Genomic DNA, 16,105 nt, shown 5'->3' with positions numbered 1-16,105 from the left:
CAGGATACCGCGCATGACCACTGACAAGAATTCGCTTGAGGCCAGGTTCGAACAGGGGCTGTTCGCCTCGCGCTGGCTGATGGCGCCGATGTATCTGGGGCTGGTCATCAGCCTTGCCATGCTGACCATCGTCTTCACCAAGGAGCTGGTCTATTACGCTGCCAAGACCTTCACGCTCACCGCGGATCAGGCGATTCTGGCCATTCTGACGCTGATCGACCTGTCGCTGGCGGCCAATCTTCTGCTGATCGTGCTGTTCTCGGGGTACGAGAATTTCGTCTCGAAACTTGACCTCGGCGATTCACGCGACCGGCCAAGCTGGATGGGCAAGGTCGATTTCTCAGGGCTGAAGATGAAGCTGATCGCCTCGATCGTGGCGATCTCGGGCATCCATCTTCTGAAGGTCTTCATGGAACTGGGCAAGACCAGCGGCGAGGGGCTGAACGGGGACAAGCTGTTCTGGCTGGTGACGATCCATCTGACCTTCGTCGTCTCGGGCGTGCTGCTGGCGCTGATGGACTGGCTGGCCGCGCGCACGAGCAAACACTGAACGGCGCGGAAAGCGGGGCTTTGGGGTCGCGTTTGCGGTCCTTTCGTCCCGCTGCGCGCATATCGCGCTGGCATTGGATCGGGCCGCCCGCTAAACCCGGGCGGCAGATTATGGAGCTAGCGATGAACGACGCCATCCGCCCCCAACCCGGCATCATGGACATTGCCCTGTATCAAGGTGGCAAGGCCCATGTGTCTGGCGTGGCCAATGTGGTGAAACTCAGCTCGAACGAAAACCCGTTCGGGCCTTCGGACAAGGCGAAAGAGGCTTTCGCCAAGTCGGTGCATCAGCTCCATCGCTATCCCTCGACCGATCACGCCGCGCTGCGCCAGGCCATTGCGGAAACACACCGTCTGGATGCCGGGCGCATCATTTGCGGCGTCGGTTCGGACGAAATCATCCACTTCCTGTGTCAGGCTTATGCCGGGCCGGGGGATGAGGTGCTTTATACCGAGCACGGCTTCCTGATGTACAAAATCTCGGCCATGGCGGCAGGGGCCACCCCGGTCGAGGTGGCAGAGCGCGAGCGGACCACCGATGTGGATGCGCTGCTGGCGGCCTGTAGCGAGCGCACGAAGCTTGTGTTCATCGCCAACCCGAACAACCCCACCGGCACGATGATTTCGGCAGGCGAGGTGGCGCGGCTGGCGCGTGGCCTGCCGCCGCAGGCCATTCTTGTGCTGGACGGCGCCTATGCCGAATATGTCGAGGGCTTCGACGCCGGGCTGAGCCTTGTCGAAGCCATGCCGAACGTCGTGATGACGCGGACCTTTTCCAAGATCTATGGTCTGGGCGGGTTGCGCATCGGCTGGGGCTACGGCCCGCAGGCGATCATTGACGTGCTGAACCGCATCCGGGGTCCGTTCAACCTGTCGAACACCCAGCTTGAAACCGCCGAAGCGGCAGTGCGCGATCAGGATTACGTTGCCAAATGCCGGGCCGAAAATGCGCGGCTGCGGCACTGGCTGGCCGAGGCGCTGGCCGAGGTCGGCGTGCCCTCGGACACCTCGATGGCGAATTTCGTGCTGGCCCGGTTTGCCAGCACCGAAGAGGCCGAGGCCTGTGATGATTACCTGCAAGGGCAGGGGCTGATCGTGCGGCGCGTGGCCTCCTACAACCTGCCGCATTGCCTGCGCATCACCGTGGGGGATGAGGCATCGTGCCGCCGCATTGCCTATGCGGTGGGGCAGTTCAAGGGGCTGAAATGACAGCCCCCATCTACAACCGAGTAGCGCTGATCGGGCTGGGGCTGATTGCCTCGTCCATGGCCCATGCGATGAAGGCGGGCGGGCTGGCGGCCGAGATCGTGGGTTACGCGAAATCCGCCGAAAGCCGCGCCACCGCGCTTGAGATCGGCTTCATCGACCGCGCTGCCGCCACGGCGGCCGAGGCGGTGGAAGGCGCCGATCTGGTGGTGCTGGCGGTGCCGGTGGGTGCCATGGGCGCCATCGCGGCCGAGATCGGCCCATATCTGGCCCCCGGTGCGACGGTGACCGATGTGGGTTCGGTCAAGCAGGCGGTGATTGACGCCGTGCGCCCACATATCCCCGAGGGTGTGCATTTCATCCCCGGTCACCCGATGGCCGGGACGGAATACTCCGGCCCGCGCTCGGGCTTTGCCACGCTGTTTCGCAATCGCTGGTGGCTGCTGACCCCGCTGGAGGGGCATGACCCCGTGGCACTGGCGCGCTTCCGCGCGCTGGTCGAGGGATTCGGCGCCAAGGTCGATACGATGGATGCGCCGCATCACGACGTGGTGCTGGCCGTCGTCAGCCATACCCCGCACCTCATCGCCTATACGATGGTGGGTGTGGCCGATGACCTTGCCCGCGTCACCGACAGCGAGGTGATCCAGTACTCAGCGGCGGGTTTCCGCGACTTTACGCGGATTGCCGCCAGTGACCCTACCATGTGGCGTGATGTGTTCTTGACGAACAAGGACGCCACGTTGGAAATACTCGGACGGTTCACCGAAGAGCTTTTTGCGCTGCAACGGGCGATCCGTCTGGGGGATGGCGATCATCTGCACGCCTATTTCACCCGGACGCGCGCGATCCGTCGGGGGATCATCGAGGCGGGGCAGGATACGTCCGCGCCGGATTTCGGGCGGGGGCAACCGCCCTCGGGGGGACGGGACGGATGAAACGCACGCTGGCGCTGGCTTTGGCTTTTGCGGCTATTGCCCATGGGGCAGGGGCCGAGGGGCTGAAATCCTCGCCGCTGCCGAAGCCCCGTCCGGTGGCCGCAGCGCCCGCGCCTTCGGATCTGGTGACCACTGTTTCCACCGCCAATGCGGTCAGCCCGCTGGCGCTGTTTCGCCCCAAACCGCGCCCGGCGGCGGTTGTCCTGCCGGTGCCGACACCCGAACCCCAGCCACAGCAGATTGCGCAGGCGGCCCCGGCCGTCGCTGCGGTGCTGCGCCCGCGAGCCCGCCCCGCCGGATTGGGGCAGGGCGAGGCCGTGATCGAAAAGGCCGCGCTGGTGCGGGTGCCGCAGGACAAGAAAAGCCTGCGCGGCAAGAAGGGCTCGGTCTGCGGTGACCCGGATATCCGGGGTGAGGTGCTTGCCCCCGTGGTCAGCCGCGTCAAGGGTTGCGGCATCGCCGACCCCGTGAAAGTCACCAGCATCTCCGGCGTGAAATTCAGCCAGCCCGCCACCATCACCTGTGATACCGCCAAAGCCGCGAAGAAATGGATCGAGCGGGGATTGCAGCCGCAGTTCGGCAAGACCCCGGTGGTGCAGTTGCAGATCGCGGGCAGCTATACCTGCCGCCCGCGCAACAGCATCCGTGGCAACAAGATCAGTGAACATGGCAAGGGCCGGGCGCTGGACATCGGCGGGCTGGTTTTGGCCAATGGCACCAAAATCAATGTCGCCGGGGGCTACTACAAGTCGAAGGGGATGAAGGCGGCGCACAAGGCGGCCTGCGGCATCTTCGGCACGACGCTTGGCCCCGGATCGGACGGGCATCACGAGGATCACCTGCATTTCGACGTAGCGCGCTATCGCAACGGCGCCTATTGCCGCTGATCCTCAGCGTTCGGTCAGCTTCAGTTCGATCCGCCGGTTCTGTGCCCGCGCCTCGGCGCTGTCACCCGGTGCCACCGGCTGCCATTCACCAAAGCCGGTTGCGGCCAGTCGGTTGGGCGGGAAGCCCAGCTGATCCTGCATGAAGCGCACGACCGACAGCGCGCGCGCCTGGCTCAGTTCCCAGTTGTCCTTGAACGCGCCCTGACCGGACAGCGGCACATTGTCAGTGTGGCCGTCGACACGGATGATCCAGTCGATGCCCTGCGGAATGTCGCCCGCGATTTCGTTCAGGGTTTGCACCACGCCGGCAATCTGGCGTCGCCCTTCCGGGGCCAGATCGGCAGAACCGGGGTTGAACAGCACTTCGGAGGAAAAGACGAAACGATCGCCCACGATACGCACACCCTCGCGCCCGGCCAGAACCTGCCGCAACTGGCCGAAGAATTCTGACCGGAATTTCTCCAGATCCAGCTTTTCGGCCTCCAGCCGCTTGCGCTCTGCCTCTTCCAGTTCAGCCCGCCGCTTCTGTTCCGCCGCAACCTGCGCCAAAGCGGAATTGAGCTGCCCGCCAAGGTTTTCCAACTGCACCTTGGCTTCGGCATCTCGGGATTCGGCGGCGTCGAGCAGGGCCTGAAGGCTGCCCAGTTGCGTGCGCAGCGCCGCGATCTGTTCGTTCAGCAGGGCAACCCGGCGCTCCGCCTCGGCGGATTTGCCTTCCTGCTCGGCAAGTAAGGCACGCGCGGTGGCCAGCGCATCGGTCCTGTCGGCCTCTACCCCCTGCGCGGCGGCGAGCAGGGTCAGCGTTTCCTCGGCCTTCCTGCGCTGTTCTTCCAGCGCAAGGGTCATGGCGGTCAACTCGGTGTCGGAGGATTTCAGCTTGTCGCGCAATTCCGCCAGCGCGGCCTGATCGACCAGCCGTGCGGCCTCGGCATCAGACAGTTTCGTCGCGCTTTCGGCATTCTCGGCGCGCAGCTTGGCGGCCAGTGCCTCCACAGCATCGGCACGGGCGGCGGCAAGGCGGGCGGCTTCGGTCTGGGCATCCACCTCCTCGCGCGCTTTCGCCAGCGCGAGGTTCAGCGCCTCCTGTTCCGTCATCAGTTTCGCCTGCGCCGCCTTCAGATCCTCGACCGAAGCGGTCAGCGCTGCTGCTTCGCCCCGTGCGGTATCCCTTTCGGCCAGAAGGCTTGCCACCTGCGCCTCGAACGAGGCGATGCGCCCCTGCGCCTGCGCGAGCTGGCTTTCCTTGTCGGAAATCTGGCTGGCCAGCGAGGCGATGAGGCTTTCCTGTTCGGCCCCCTTGGCCAGCGCCGCATTCAGGTTCGACCGCAGCCCGCCGATTTCGGCCTGCAAGCCATCGGCGCGTGCACGTTCCAGACCCAGCGCATCGGCCAGTTGCGCCACCTGCGCCGAAAGCGCGTTCAACTCATTGTCCTGGGTCGAGATTTCCTGCCGCAGCACCGATTGCATGACGGTGAAGATGGTCAGCACGAACATCAGTACCATCAAGAGCGTCGTCACAGCGTCGACGAAGCCGGGCCAGATCATCCCGTCGCCCGACCGCACAGATCCGCGTCGCGACAGTGCCATGACCTACCCCCGTGCCCGCAGAAGCTGCCGCACCGCCTGTGTCAGCGCCCCCAGATCCCCGCGCAGGTCAGCAATGGTTTCCTGACGCCCGGCAGAGATTTCCTCAAGGATGCGCAGCAATTGCACGTCGATGGAGCGGAGCCGCATCCGGCTTTCGGCATCGACATGCGCACCCCCGGTTTCCGAGGTCAGCGCGGCGACGATCCGGTCCTGCCCCTCGGCGATGCGGGTCAGCACGGCAGTCTGGGCGCTGTCCTCCTCCAGACGCGTGGCAAGGCGCGCGACGGCGGCCGAAAGATCGCCCAGCCGTTCATCCGCCAGCGTCCGGCTGACGTCGGACTGGGTGAACAGCATCTGAAGGCTTTCGATCTGTTCGCCCAGATGATCCAGAACCTGCGCCAGCGCGCCCATGCCGCCGGTTTCGCCCTCGGCTCCATCCAGCCCGATGCGGGTGATGGAGGACAGCCATTCCTCCAGTTCACGGTAGAAACGGTTCTGGCCATGCCCTGCGAACAGTTCCAGCAACCCGATGACCAGCGATCCGGCGAGGCCGAGCAGCGACGAGGAAAATGCCGTACCCATGCCGCCAAGCTGCGATTCCAGCCCGCCCATCAGCTTGCCGAAAATCTCCATGCTGCCTTCGCCCTCCTGCGGGGCGAGCGAGCGGATGGTTTCGACAATGGCGGGCACGGTGGTGGCAAGGCCGTAGAAGGTTCCGAGAAGTCCAAGGAAAATCAATAGGTTGGCCAGATAACGGGTGATGTCGCGCGCCTCGTCGATCCGCGTTGCTACGGAATCGAGGATAGAGCGTGAGGAACTGGCCGAAATCTGCATCCGCGCCGTGCGCGGCCCCAGCAATGCGGCCAGTGGCGCAAGGATACGCGGCGCGGCACCAGGTTCGGCGCCGGGGCGATCCTGCACATAGGTATCCAGCCAGTTGACCGATTGCACCAGTTGCCAGACCTGCCAGAAACAGGTCAGCACGCCGAGCAGGAAGACCGTGGCGATGAAGCCGTTCAACAGCGGGTTTGAGGCGAAGATGCCGCGCAGGGTGGGCAGCATCACCCAGGCCCCGGCAGCGACAAGGCCGGTCACGATCAGCATCAGCACGACCTGCCGGATCGGCTGGGCGAAGACAGGCGCGGCGCTCGGGGCTACTCGGGTCATGCCTCGGTTCCTTTCCCGGTTGGCCCGGGCTGTGCGGTTTTCCGGGGCAGGATAAGGGCAGGGCGCGGCGCTGCCAAGCACCTAACGGGCAGTTGAAGACACGCGAACGGCAGCGGGGCGCAGGTGGGCGCCCCGCTGCGTGTTATGTGTTGCCGCGGCGGGCGAAGAGGCCCGCGTCTTCAGCCGCGCGGCGCAGGGCGCGGGATTTGTTGACCGTTTCCTGATATTCGGCCTCGGGGTCGCTGTCATAGACCACCCCACCGCCCGCCTGGATATACAGCGCCTCGTCCTTCAGGACGGCCGTGCGCAGGGCGATGCAGAAATCCATCTCGCCATTGGCGGCGAAATAGCCGACGCCACCGCCGTAGACGCCGCGCTTTTCCGGCTCCAGCTCGTCGATGATTTCCATGGCGCGAACCTTGGGCGCACCGGAAACCGTGCCTGCGGGAAGCCCCGCCAGTAGCGCCGACAGCGCATCCTCGCCCCCGGCGATCTCGCCCACAACGTTCGAGACGATGTGCATGACATGGCTGTAGCGTTCGATAATGAATTTCTCGGTCGGGCGCACGGTGCCCACCTTCGCCACCCGGCCCACATCGTTGCGGCCAAGATCCAGCAGCATCAGATGTTCGGCCAGTTCCTTCTGGTCGGCCAGCAGATCAGCCTCCAGCGCCTTGTCCTCTTCCGGCGTGGCCCCTCGCGGGCGGGTTCCTGCGATGGGGCGGATCGTCACCTCACCCTCGCGCAGACGCACGAGGATTTCGGGGCTGGCGCCCACCACCTGAAAACCGCCGAAGTTGAAGAAGAACATGAAGGGCGACGGGTTGGTCCGGCGCAGCGAACGGTAAAGCGCGAAGGGCGGCAGTTCGAACCGCTGTTTCCAGCGCTGTGAGGGCACGACCTGAAAGATGTCACCGGCGCGGATATATTCCTTCGCCTTCTCGACGGCGGCCTTGTAACCGTCATGCGTGAAGTTGGATTGCGCCTCGCCCACCGGCGTGGCCTCACCCAGATCGCGTTGGGCGGCAGGCGCGCGGTCCAGATCGCGCAGCGCATCCATCACCCGTTCCGCCGCCTGCGCATAAGCCGCACGGGCTGAGAGGCCCGATCCGGTCCAGGCGGGGGAAACGATGGTCACTTCGCCCTTCACACCGTCCAGCACGGCAATGACCGAGGGGCGCATCAGCACCGCATCGGGCAGGCCCAGCGGGTCGGGGTTCACGTCGGGCAGGTGTTCCACCAGACGGATCATGTCATAGCCCAGATAGCCGAACAGGCCCGAGGCGATGGCGGGCAGATCTTCGGGCATATCCACCCGGCATTCGGCCAGCAGATCGCGCAGGGTTTGCAGCGGATGCCCGTCCAGCGGGCGGAACGCCGCCGGATCGAACCGCGCTTCGCGGTTGATCTCGGATGCCTCGCCCCGGCAGCGCCAGATCAGATCGGGCTTCATGCCGACCACCGAATAGCGACCGCGCACTTCGCCGCCTGTCACGCTTTCCAGCATGAACGTATCGCTGCGCGCCTCGGCGAGCTTCAGCATCAGGCTGACGGGCGTATCCAGATCGGCGGCGAGACGGGCATAGACCAGCTGGTTCTTGCCCGCGTTCCAGCCGCGTTCAAAGGCTTCGAAAGAAGGGATCAGGGTCATTGCGGCCTCAGCGCATCTGGGCGTGGACGGCGTCGATGGCCGCCTGATTGAGCGTGATGCCACCGATATCTGCCTCGGCCCGGGCAAACAGGGCGAAGGCATCCTGTGCCAGCGCCTGTTCCGCCTGCGCGGCAATCGCCCCTTTCAGCGCGGCGGGGCCTTCGCCTTCCTGCTCGGCGGGGGCGACGCGGTCCAGTTGCACCAGCGCCACGAAGCCCTTGTCCTCGATCACCTTCGCCTCGCCTTCAGACATGGCAAAGACCGCAGGCAGCAGGCTCGGCGGTGCGCCTTCGACAAAACCGTTGCGCGCGATTTCCGGGGTGACGCTGACCACGCCCAGTGTGCCGATCGAGGTGCCTGCGGCAACCTTTTCGCGCATGGCCTCCGCCTCGGCCAACAGCGCCTTGTGCAGCGCCTCGGCACGCCAGGCCTGAGTCACGCCCTCGCGGGCCTCGTCGAAGGGAATGGGCGAGGCGGGCACGATCTCGTCCAGCCGCAGGGCCACCAGACCACCATCCTCAAGGGCAACGGTTTCCGGGAAATCGCCCGCATTGGCGGCATCCGCAGCCTCGCGGAAGGCCGGATAGGCAGCAATGCCCTCGTCCGACCCGGCGGCATAGTCGATGGTCCCAAGATCCATCGCCTGTTCCCTGGCCAGATCTTCCAGCGTTGCCCCACCGGCCAGCGCATCGTTGATCGCCTCGCTGCGGTCGGTGATGGCGCGGCGCGCGGCATCGGTCTGGTAATCCAGCGTCAGCATCTCGCGCGCATCGTCAAAGCTGGTTTCCTGTGCCGCCAGAACCGCATTCATCCGGTACAGCGCCGGTCCCAGATCCGACGGCAGCGGGCCGATCACGCCAGGCTCGGGCATGGCAAAGATATCGGCCCCGGCCGCGCCCAGTTCAGCCTGGGTCACATCGCCAAGGTCAATGTCGATCAGCTTCAGCCCGCGTTCCTCGACCAGCTTCTCGAAGCTTTCGCCTGCATCCAGCCGGGCCTTGGCCGCCTTGGCCTCATCCTCGGTGCCGAAGACCAGACGCTCCACCAGACGGCGCTCAGGTTTGACATATTCGTCATGGTGCTGGTCATAGAGCTTCTTCAGCTCGGCATCGTCCACCGGCATCGTCGCCGCAAGCTTTTCCGGCAGCAGCGAGACATAGGTGATGCGCTTCGCTTCCGGTTTGGTGAAAGCCGCGACATTCGCGTCGTAGAAGGCTTTCAGATCTGCATCCGTTGGGGCGGCGAGCGGCGTTGCCAGATCGGCCTCGGACAGAACCAGAAGCGAGAAGCCGCGCCGCTCGCCGATGAAATTGTAAAGCGTGTCGGTCACTGCGGCGGGGGCGACGAAACCGCCGGTCACTGCACCCTGCACCAGCGCGCGGGCCAGATCGTCCCGGATCTTCGCCTCGAATTCGGCTTCCGTCAGATTGTTGCGGTCCAGCGTCATCTTGTAGGTCTGACGGTCAAACCCGCCTGCCGCGCCATGAAAGCTGGGCATGGCGGTGATATCCTGCGCGACGCGGCCATCGCCGACCGAAACGCCGATGCGGTCCGCAGCATCATCCACGGCGGTCTGGGTGACCAATTGCTGCCGCACGCGGGCGTCAATTCCCATGTCGCGGGCCTGCTGCATGGTCAGTTGCGTGCCTGCCTGCGCACCAAGGGCATTCATTTCTGCCTGAAGCGCCCGGCCGTAATCCTTGACGTCAATGTCGCGCCCGCCGACCGAGCCGATGGCCGCAACCCGCCCGCCATAATTGGTGACGCCATAGCCCCCAAGGCCGGTCACCAGCATCGCCATCAGCAGCCAGACCATGACAGAGGCGCCCTTGCGCTTGCGTTTCGGGCTTTCGGTCTCGTCGTTTCTGGCCATGGCTCGCCTGTCGTTCAAGGGTTTCGCAAGGTTCTATGCGCTCGTCCCTTGCCCGGCAAGGCCCGGAGGTGTGGCTCAGCCCCGGAAACGGGCAAGCCGATGGAACAATTCCGCGATTCCGGCGCTGTCGACATTGGCAAAGGCAATGCGGAACTGCCGAGCGCCCTCGGGGTGGGTGGCGGGCTGGAACATGGTGCCGGGCAGCATCAGCACCGCCTCTTCGCGTACCAGACGGCGGGCGATATCGGGTGAGGCGGCGGCGAAAGGATGTTCGACATAGGCGAAATAGGCGCCGCAGCCCAGAAGCCGCCAGCCCTCCAGCGCGCCGAAGCCCCCCTCCATAGCCGCGCGGCGGGCGAGGATCTCGCGCCGCTCACCCTCGACCCAGTCGCGGAGGTTGCGCATGCCCCACAGCGCGCCGATCTGGCCAAGCTGGCTGGGGCAGATCGCAACGGTATCAAGGAATTTCTCCACCTCTGCCAGCCGGGCGCTGGCCGCCACGATGGCGCCCACGCGATGCCCGGTCAGCCGGTAAGCCTTTGAGAAGGAATAGAGATGGATCAGCACATCGTCCCAGTCGGGATCGGTGAACAGATCATGCGGACGCCCGCCGGTGGCGGGGCTGTGGCGGCTGTCGAAATCGCGGTAGGTCTCGTCAAGGATCAGCGCAATACCGTGCGCGCGACACAGATCGCGGAACGCCGCGATCAGGGCCGCCGGATATTCCGCGCCGCCGGGGTTGTTGGGGCTGACCAGCGCAATGGCCCGCGTGCGCGGCCCGATCAGCGCGGCAGCCTGCGCGGGGTCGGGCAGAAGGCCTTCGCCGGTCGGCAGCGGGACTGTGGTGACGCCCTGCATGTCGAGCCACATCTTGTGGTTGAAATACCATGGCGTCGGCAGAATCACCTCATCCCCGGCGCCGGCGAGCGTGGACATCACGGCGGTAAATGCCTGATTGCAGCCTTGGGTTATCGCGACCTGTGCGGGGCGGATCGTGCCGCCATAGGCCGCCGACCATTGCACCGCGATCTCCTCGCGCAAGGCGGGCAGCCCCAGCACCGGGCCATAAAGATGCGCCTGAGGATCGTTCAGAGCCGCCTCCGCCAGCGCCTGCCGCAGCCCAAGTGGCGGGCTGTCCACCGGCGCCGCCTGACTCACGTTGATCAGCGGGCGGTCGGGGCCGAACTCGATCCCCTCCAGCCAGCGCCGCGCCTCCATCACCGGGGGCGGGAAGGTGGCGGCCATCGCGGGGTTGAGCGGCAGGGACATCGGGGCCTCGTCAGCTACGGGTGTCGATGGGGAAGGGGGCTCTGCCCCCAGGCCTGCGGCCTTCCCCCGGGATATTTGGACCAAGATGAAAGTCATGCGCGTTCATCTTGGCGGAAATATCCCCGGGGGTGAATTGCCGCAGGCAAGAGGGGGCAGGCAGCCCCCTGATGCGTCAGTCGGTGCCGCGGAACGGCTGCACATATTGCAGCGCCATGTCCCAGGGGAAGAAGATCCAGGTGTCCTGGCTGACCTCGGTGATATAGGTATCGACCTGCGGGCGGCCCGAGGGCTTGGCATAGACGGTGGCGAAATGCGCCTTCGGATAAAGCTTGCGCACCATTTCCAGCGTCTTGCCGCTGTCGACCAGATCGTCCACCACCAGAATGCCGGTGCCGTCGCCCATCAGGTCAACCTGAGGGCTCTTGGTCACGACGGCTTCCATCTGGGCCTGATGGTTGTAGCTTTTCACCGAGATCGTATCGACGACACGGATGTCCAGTTCGCGTGAGACGATCATCGCGGGGACGAGGCCGCCGCGGGTGATGCCGACCACGGCTTTCCAGGCGCCGCCCTCGCCGGGGCCTTTGCCATCCAGCCGCCAGGCAAGCGCGCGGGAGTCACGGTGGATCTGGTCCCAGCTGACGTGGAAGCCTTTTTCATGCGGCAGGCGGTCAATCATGCGTGGCCTCTTTCGCTGCGTTGATGCTGAGGGATCAGTCCTTGCGGCCGGTCACCACGTCGATGTCAGGGGCGTCCACCGCCTTCATCCCGACGACGTGATAGCCCGCGTCCACATGCAGATTCTCGCCCGTGGTGCCGCTGCCCAGATCTGACAGTAGGTAAAGGGCGGCCTTGCCGACCTCTTCCTGCGTCACATTGCGGCGCAGCGGCGAGTTCAGCTCGTTCCACTTCATGATATAGCGGAAATCGCCGATACCCGAGGCGGCCAGCGTCTTGATCGGCCCGGCGGAGATCGCGTTGACGCGGATGCCATCCTTGCCCAGATCCTCGGCCAGATACTTGACCGATGCCTCCAGCGCCGCCTTGGCCACGCCCATGACATTGTAGTGCGGCATGACCTTTTCGGCGCCGTAATAGGTCAGCGTCAGCAGGCTGCCACCCGGTCCCATCATCGCGGTCGCGCGCTGGCAGACGGCGGTGAAGCTGTAGACCGAGATATCCATGGTCATGGTGAAATTGCCGCGCGTGGTGTCGACGTAGCGGCCACGCAGTTCATTCTTGTCGGAAAAGCCGATGGCATGAACCACGAAATCGAGGCTGTCCCAGCGCGTTTTCAGCGTGGTGAACAGGCTGTCGAGCGAGGCTTCATCCCCCACATCGCATTCGGCCAGGAAATCCGACCCCACCGAGGCGGCCAGCGGCTCCACCCGTTTCTTCAGGGCATCACCCTGATAGGAGAAGGCAAGTTCCGCACCCTGTTCGGCCGCCGCCTTGGCGATACCCCAGGCGATCGACTTGTCATTCGCGAGGCCCATGATGAGTCCGCGCTTCCCGGCCAGCAGTCCGTTCGCCATTGTTCCCTCGTCTCAGTATTCAGGCTGATCCCGAGGTTTAGGCCATCCGCACGGTCGCATCAAGGCGGCCCGTGCAGGGCGGAACGCGCTTGATGCCCGCTGCGGCGAGTGGCAACCATGGCGCGGCGCTTCGGGCGCGGACCGGCAGGAGAGACGGATATGGACAGAACGGGCATTTTCGCGGGCGACAATCCTTTCGAACTGGCGCGGGCCTGGCTGGCCGAGGCCGAGCCGGAAGAGCCGAACGACCCCAATGCCATTGCGCTGGCTACGGTCGATGCCGCAGGGCTGCCGAATGTGCGGATGGTGCTGCTGAAAGAGATCGAGACGGCAGGTGCCGGTGGTTTCGTCTTCTATACCAACTACGAAAGCGCCAAGGGGCAGGAGATCGCGGCCACCGGCAAGGCGGCTTTCGTGCTGCACTGGAAGAGCCTGCGCCGCCAGATCCGGGTGCGGGGCACGACCGAACGCGAGGAAGGTCCGCAGGCTGATGCCTATTACGCCAGCCGCAGTCTGAAGTCGCGGCTGGGTGCCTGGGCGAGCCGCCAGTCGCGGCCGCTGGCCTCGCGCACGGCGCTGATGGCCGAGGTCGCAAAAATTACAGCCCTTAAGGGAACCAATCCGTCGCGCCCCGCGTTCTGGGGGGGCATTCGTATTATTCCGACTGAGATTGAGTTTTGGGCAGATGGTGCCTTCCGCCTCCATGACCGTTTTCGCTGGACCCGTTCAACACCTTCTTCCGAATGGGTTGTCGACCGACTGAACCCCTGACATTTTACGCTTCGTGAAATGCAGGGCGTAAACCATAGTGGTTTTTGCTTGAACACGTCGCGCGATTGCCCGATTGACAGAGGCGAGGGACAACTGGGGACACGGCTCTCATATGACTGAAGAAAATGATGTCGCTGCACAGCTCGTGCACGGCAAGGTAAAGTGGTTCGATCCGGCGAAGGGCTTCGGCTTCATCGTCGGTGACGAAGGCGGGGCAGATATTCTGCTGCACGCCAATGTGCTGCGCAACTATGGGCAAAGCTCGGTCGCGGATGGCACCGGAATTTCGGTTCTTGTGCAGAATACGCAGCGTGGAGTGCAGGCGGTAGAAGTGGTGAAGATCGAGCCTCCGGGGGGTGTGACCTTCCCGGTGGCAGAGGGGCAGACCTCGGCGACGGCGGAAGAGATTGCCGCGCGTCCGCTGGAACCCGCGCGGGTGAAATGGTTCGACAAGGGCAAGGGATTTGGCTTCGCCAACGTCTTTGGCCGGTCAGAGGATGTGTTCATCCATGTCGAGGTTCTGCGCCAGTCGGGCTTTGCCGATCTGGCGGCGGGAGAGGCGGTCTGTCTGCGCATCATCGAAGGCAAGCGCGGCCGGATGGCGGTGCAGGTGGTGTCATGGGAAGCAGCAGTGCGCGGCGACAAATCCTGACGGCAGCGGTGCTGTCCGGCCTGATGGCTGGCAGCGCGCTGGCCGGCGCCTGCGATCCGCAGGCGGTGGATCTTCGGGGGCCGTTCGGCACGGCCCGGTTCTCGGTCGAGGTGGCCGACGATACGGCAGAGCGGGCGCAGGGGCTGATGTTCCGCGATCATCTTGGCCGGTCTGCCGGAATGCTGTTCGTCTATGAGGCACCGCAACGCGCGGTGTTCTGGATGAAGAATACCCTTCTTCCGCTGGACATGATCTTCGCCGATGCAGCGGGACGTGTGACGCGGGTGCATGCCAATGCGGTGCCGCAGGACGAAACCCCGATCGACGGCGGTGAAGATGTGCAGTTCGTGCTGGAGGTAAACGGCGGTCTGGCCGCAGCCATCGGCATCGCGCCCGGAGCCGAGCTGCGCCATCCCGCCATCGGGCAGGATGAAGCTGTTTGGCGCTGCGCGGCGGAATAGCCCTTTCCAAGCCGACGATACCCGGTTAGGAAGCCGCCAGTCGGGGCGTAGCGCAGCCTGGTAGCGCGACGGTTTTGGGTACCGTAGGTCGGAAGTTCGAATCTTCTCGCCCCGACCAATACTTAGCAGGTTCCGGACCTATCCGGTTTGCACCCCAGTTTGCATTTTCGTTCTGGATTCGGCCTGTCGCAGCTTTCCGGCGAGCTCGTCGGTCATCTCCGGAGACAGCGCGACATAACGCTCGATCACCTCGGATGCGTGTTTGATCGACCATCCCATGTGGGTTGCGATCTCGCGCAGTTCTGCGCCTGCCTGAAAGAGCCGGGTCGCCGCAGTTCCCCGCGCATCATAGAGGCGCAGTTCTGATCTCAACCCGAGCTTGTCGCGCCAGGTACTGACCGCATCGCCCAGATAGTTCTCGTGCTGATAGGGCTGCCCGCCCTTGTTCGTGATGATGGCAGACTGGTCGGCCGGGGTGCTGTCGATCAGCGCAGCCATGCGCGGCGTGACCGGGATCGAGGCGACACGGCGCTTGGCCTTACCCTTCGATGTCCAGACGACGATCCGGCGGCCGGTCGGAGTGGGGTGGATCTGCTCGCGCGTCAGCTTTGCCAGATCGCCGGGCCGCAGGCCGGTTTCGGTGGCGGCGATCAGGATGCGCCCGACATGCGCCGGCGCCCCGGCCACGAATGCCTCTATGTCGGACGCCAGCCAGAACACTTCGGCGCGGCTGGCCTTGTAGGTCGATTTGATCCCCATTAGGCGGTGCTGCATCAGCAACCCGCGATCCAGCGCCCAGCCGACGATCCTTTGCAGGTGGCGCACGCGGTCATCCCCAACCTTGCCGCCGATCCCGTCGCGCCAGTCCAGCACCTGCTTGCGGATACGCGGATCGTCGAATGCCCTGAGGGGTGCATCACCGAATTTGGTGTCGATCCCGCTTTTCGGATGGTTGATGGATATGCGCATGTCTGATTGGGTGCGCGGCGCCAGACCGCGAAACTCCTGGCTGGACAGAAAGCCGAGGATCACCTCACGGAACTTGCCCTTGGCAGCCTGCCCTTTGGGCGCGGCTTCGGCCAGGGCGGCTACATACTCGGGTGACCCGATTTCGATCTTGCTGTCACTGCGCCAGAAGCACGGCGCACCTTTGCCGCGCCATGCATAATGCATCTCAATCACGCTGCCATCGGACAGGCGTTTGCGGACCTTGTTGATGCCGCGCAGCTTAACCATTGTCACGCCCGAACCATGCCTCCACATCATCGGCCGGTTTCGCAGGGGCAGATTCCGGCAGAATGCGTATCGTGCCAGACGGGGTGACGATTTCAACCACCGCACGCGGATCTGTCGCACGGGCGGCCGAGACGGCGGCTGCGATCTGTTTTTCCGTAAAGGTCGCGCGGCGGCCCATGTGTCAGCCCTCCTGTGGTCGCGCGGTGGTGACTGCCTCGGTCGCCATGCGCTCGATCTGGTGGATGTCGCGGAAAACCCGGGTGACGAACTTGTCATGTTCCCGTTTCGCCGCCTCTTTGCTCGTGTCGATATGGGTCATGCTG

General features: G+C 64.7%; 17 protein-coding genes and 1 tRNA gene. 8 read left to right on the top strand and 10 right to left on the bottom strand.

Annotated features, from left to right (window positions below; genetic code table 11):
- Positions 1 to 13 precede the first annotated feature (13 nt).
- The 4 genes from AO684_RS20555 (at position 14) to AO684_RS20540 (ending at position 3,580) form a co-directional block, all read left to right on the top strand.
- The gene (locus AO684_RS20555; protein WP_054304608.1) at positions 14 to 550 is read left to right on the top strand and encodes a TIGR00645 family protein; all 537 of its coding nucleotides are present in this window, start codon (positions 14 to 16) and stop codon (positions 548 to 550) included.
- Positions 551 to 672: 122 nt separating this feature from the next.
- Positions 673 to 1,758: a histidinol-phosphate transaminase gene (gene hisC / locus AO684_RS20550; protein WP_054304607.1), complete on the top strand. Its 1,086-nt coding sequence runs from the start codon at positions 673 to 675 to the stop codon at positions 1,756 to 1,758.
- A complete protein-coding gene (locus AO684_RS20545; RefSeq protein ID WP_054304606.1) occupies positions 1,755 to 2,693 on the top strand; it encodes a prephenate/arogenate dehydrogenase family protein in 939 nt (312 codons plus the stop codon). The genes hisC and AO684_RS20545 overlap by 4 nt, the downstream gene beginning before the upstream one ends.
- On the top strand, positions 2,690 to 3,580 hold the full coding sequence (locus AO684_RS20540) for an extensin family protein (RefSeq protein ID WP_054304605.1): 891 nt from the start codon (positions 2,690 to 2,692) through the stop codon (positions 3,578 to 3,580). The genes AO684_RS20545 and AO684_RS20540 overlap by 4 nt, the downstream gene beginning before the upstream one ends.
- 3 nt (positions 3,581 to 3,583) lie before the next feature.
- Here the strand turns inward: AO684_RS20540 and AO684_RS20535 are convergent, their stop codons facing one another.
- The 7 genes from AO684_RS20535 to fabI form a co-directional block, all read right to left on the bottom strand.
- Positions 3,584 to 5,167 (bottom strand): peptidoglycan -binding protein, encoded by a 1,584-nt coding sequence (locus AO684_RS20535; protein WP_054304604.1) that lies wholly within the window; start codon positions 5,165 to 5,167, stop codon positions 3,584 to 3,586.
- A 3-nt stretch (positions 5,168 to 5,170) separates the two neighbouring features.
- A complete protein-coding gene (locus tag AO684_RS20530; RefSeq protein ID WP_054304603.1) occupies positions 5,171 to 6,334 on the bottom strand; it encodes a hypothetical protein in 1,164 nt (387 codons plus the stop codon).
- A 142-nt stretch (positions 6,335 to 6,476) separates the two neighbouring features.
- Positions 6,477 to 7,985 (bottom strand): anthranilate synthase component I, encoded by a 1,509-nt coding sequence (trpE, locus tag AO684_RS20525; RefSeq protein ID WP_054304602.1) that lies wholly within the window; start codon positions 7,983 to 7,985, stop codon positions 6,477 to 6,479.
- 7 nt (positions 7,986 to 7,992) lie between these two features.
- Entirely contained in the window at positions 7,993 to 9,858 is a 1,866-nt protein-coding gene (locus AO684_RS20520) for a peptidyl-prolyl cis-trans isomerase (RefSeq protein WP_054304601.1), read from the bottom strand.
- 75 nt (positions 9,859 to 9,933) lie between these two features.
- A complete protein-coding gene (locus tag AO684_RS20515) occupies positions 9,934 to 11,127 on the bottom strand; it encodes an aminotransferase (protein ID WP_054304600.1) in 1,194 nt (397 codons plus the stop codon).
- 172 nt (positions 11,128 to 11,299) lie between these two features.
- A complete protein-coding gene (gene gpt / locus AO684_RS20510; RefSeq protein WP_054304599.1) occupies positions 11,300 to 11,806 on the bottom strand; it encodes a xanthine phosphoribosyltransferase in 507 nt (168 codons plus the stop codon).
- 34 nt (positions 11,807 to 11,840) lie between these two features.
- Complete coding sequence (fabI, locus tag AO684_RS20505; RefSeq protein WP_054304598.1) at positions 11,841 to 12,662, bottom strand: enoyl-ACP reductase FabI; 822 nt, start codon at positions 12,660 to 12,662, stop codon at positions 11,841 to 11,843.
- Between the two features lie 159 nt (positions 12,663 to 12,821).
- On the opposite strand from fabI, the gene pdxH reads away from it, so the two are divergent.
- From pdxH to AO684_RS20485, 4 genes are all read left to right on the top strand, one after another.
- Positions 12,822 to 13,433 carry a pyridoxamine 5'-phosphate oxidase gene (pdxH, locus tag AO684_RS20500; RefSeq protein ID WP_054304597.1) on the top strand — a complete coding sequence of 204 codons (612 nt, stop codon included), beginning with the start codon at positions 12,822 to 12,824 and terminating at the stop codon, positions 13,431 to 13,433.
- A gap of 112 nt (positions 13,434 to 13,545) precedes the next feature.
- On the top strand, positions 13,546 to 14,085 hold the full coding sequence (locus AO684_RS20495) for a cold-shock protein (protein ID WP_054304596.1): 540 nt from the start codon (positions 13,546 to 13,548) through the stop codon (positions 14,083 to 14,085).
- Positions 14,052 to 14,546, top strand: a complete 495-nt coding sequence (locus tag AO684_RS20490; RefSeq protein WP_054304595.1) for a DUF192 domain-containing protein — start codon at positions 14,052 to 14,054, stop codon at positions 14,544 to 14,546. Before AO684_RS20495 ends, AO684_RS20490 begins: the two co-directional genes overlap by 34 nt.
- A 41-nt stretch (positions 14,547 to 14,587) precedes the next feature.
- Positions 14,588 to 14,664, top strand: a tRNA-Pro gene (locus AO684_RS20485).
- Positions 14,665 to 14,684: 20 nt separating this feature from the next.
- Here the strand turns inward: AO684_RS20485 and AO684_RS20480 are convergent.
- Genes AO684_RS20480 through AO684_RS21925 form a run of 3 tightly spaced genes read right to left on the bottom strand, consistent with a single transcriptional unit; the run spans position 14,685 to position 16,101 of the window.
- Positions 14,685 to 15,782, bottom strand: coding sequence for a tyrosine-type recombinase/integrase (locus AO684_RS20480; RefSeq protein WP_054304594.1), 1,098 nt, complete (start codon positions 15,780 to 15,782; stop codon positions 14,685 to 14,687).
- Positions 15,775 to 15,960 (bottom strand): hypothetical protein, encoded by a 186-nt coding sequence (locus AO684_RS21930; protein WP_054304593.1) that lies wholly within the window; start codon positions 15,958 to 15,960, stop codon positions 15,775 to 15,777. Before AO684_RS21930 ends, AO684_RS20480 begins: the two co-directional genes overlap by 8 nt.
- Before the next feature lie 3 nt (positions 15,961 to 15,963).
- On the bottom strand, positions 15,964 to 16,101 hold the full coding sequence (locus tag AO684_RS21925) for a hypothetical protein (RefSeq protein WP_158640743.1): 138 nt from the start codon (positions 16,099 to 16,101) through the stop codon (positions 15,964 to 15,966).
- Positions 16,102 to 16,105 lie beyond the last annotated feature (4 nt).

The organism is Gemmobacter sp. LW-1, assembly GCF_001303875.1.
Lineage (GTDB): Bacteria > Pseudomonadota > Alphaproteobacteria > Rhodobacterales > Rhodobacteraceae > Gemmobacter > Gemmobacter caeni.
Note: the sequence above shows the minus strand (reverse complement) of the source record. Positions and strands in the feature narration are given on the sequence as shown.

Coding starts and splice junctions, on each gene's coding strand:
- AO684_RS20555 (WP_054304608.1), top strand. CDS start 14: ATGACCACTGACAAGAATTCGCTTGAGGCCAGGTTCGAACAGGGGCTG.
- hisC (WP_054304607.1), top strand. CDS start 673: ATGAACGACGCCATCCGCCCCCAACCCGGCATCATGGACATTGCCCTG.
- AO684_RS20545 (WP_054304606.1), top strand. CDS start 1,755: ATGACAGCCCCCATCTACAACCGAGTAGCGCTGATCGGGCTGGGGCTG.
- AO684_RS20540 (WP_054304605.1), top strand. CDS start 2,690: ATGAAACGCACGCTGGCGCTGGCTTTGGCTTTTGCGGCTATTGCCCAT.
- AO684_RS20535 (WP_054304604.1), bottom strand. CDS start 5,167: ATGGCACTGTCGCGACGCGGATCTGTGCGGTCGGGCGACGGGATGATC.
- AO684_RS20530 (WP_054304603.1), bottom strand. CDS start 6,334: ATGACCCGAGTAGCCCCGAGCGCCGCGCCTGTCTTCGCCCAGCCGATC.
- trpE (WP_054304602.1), bottom strand. CDS start 7,985: ATGACCCTGATCCCTTCTTTCGAAGCCTTTGAACGCGGCTGGAACGCG.
- AO684_RS20520 (WP_054304601.1), bottom strand. CDS start 9,858: ATGGCCAGAAACGACGAGACCGAAAGCCCGAAACGCAAGCGCAAGGGC.
- AO684_RS20515 (WP_054304600.1), bottom strand. CDS start 11,127: ATGTCCCTGCCGCTCAACCCCGCGATGGCCGCCACCTTCCCGCCCCCG.
- gpt (WP_054304599.1), bottom strand. CDS start 11,806: ATGATTGACCGCCTGCCGCATGAAAAAGGCTTCCACGTCAGCTGGGAC.
- fabI (WP_054304598.1), bottom strand. CDS start 12,662: ATGGCGAACGGACTGCTGGCCGGGAAGCGCGGACTCATCATGGGCCTC.
- pdxH (WP_054304597.1), top strand. CDS start 12,822: ATGGACAGAACGGGCATTTTCGCGGGCGACAATCCTTTCGAACTGGCG.
- AO684_RS20495 (WP_054304596.1), top strand. CDS start 13,546: ATGACTGAAGAAAATGATGTCGCTGCACAGCTCGTGCACGGCAAGGTA.
- AO684_RS20490 (WP_054304595.1), top strand. CDS start 14,052: ATGGGAAGCAGCAGTGCGCGGCGACAAATCCTGACGGCAGCGGTGCTG.
- AO684_RS20480 (WP_054304594.1), bottom strand. CDS start 15,782: ATGGTTAAGCTGCGCGGCATCAACAAGGTCCGCAAACGCCTGTCCGAT.
- AO684_RS21930 (WP_054304593.1), bottom strand. CDS start 15,960: ATGGGCCGCCGCGCGACCTTTACGGAAAAACAGATCGCAGCCGCCGTC.
- AO684_RS21925 (WP_158640743.1), bottom strand. CDS start 16,101: ATGACCCATATCGACACGAGCAAAGAGGCGGCGAAACGGGAACATGAC.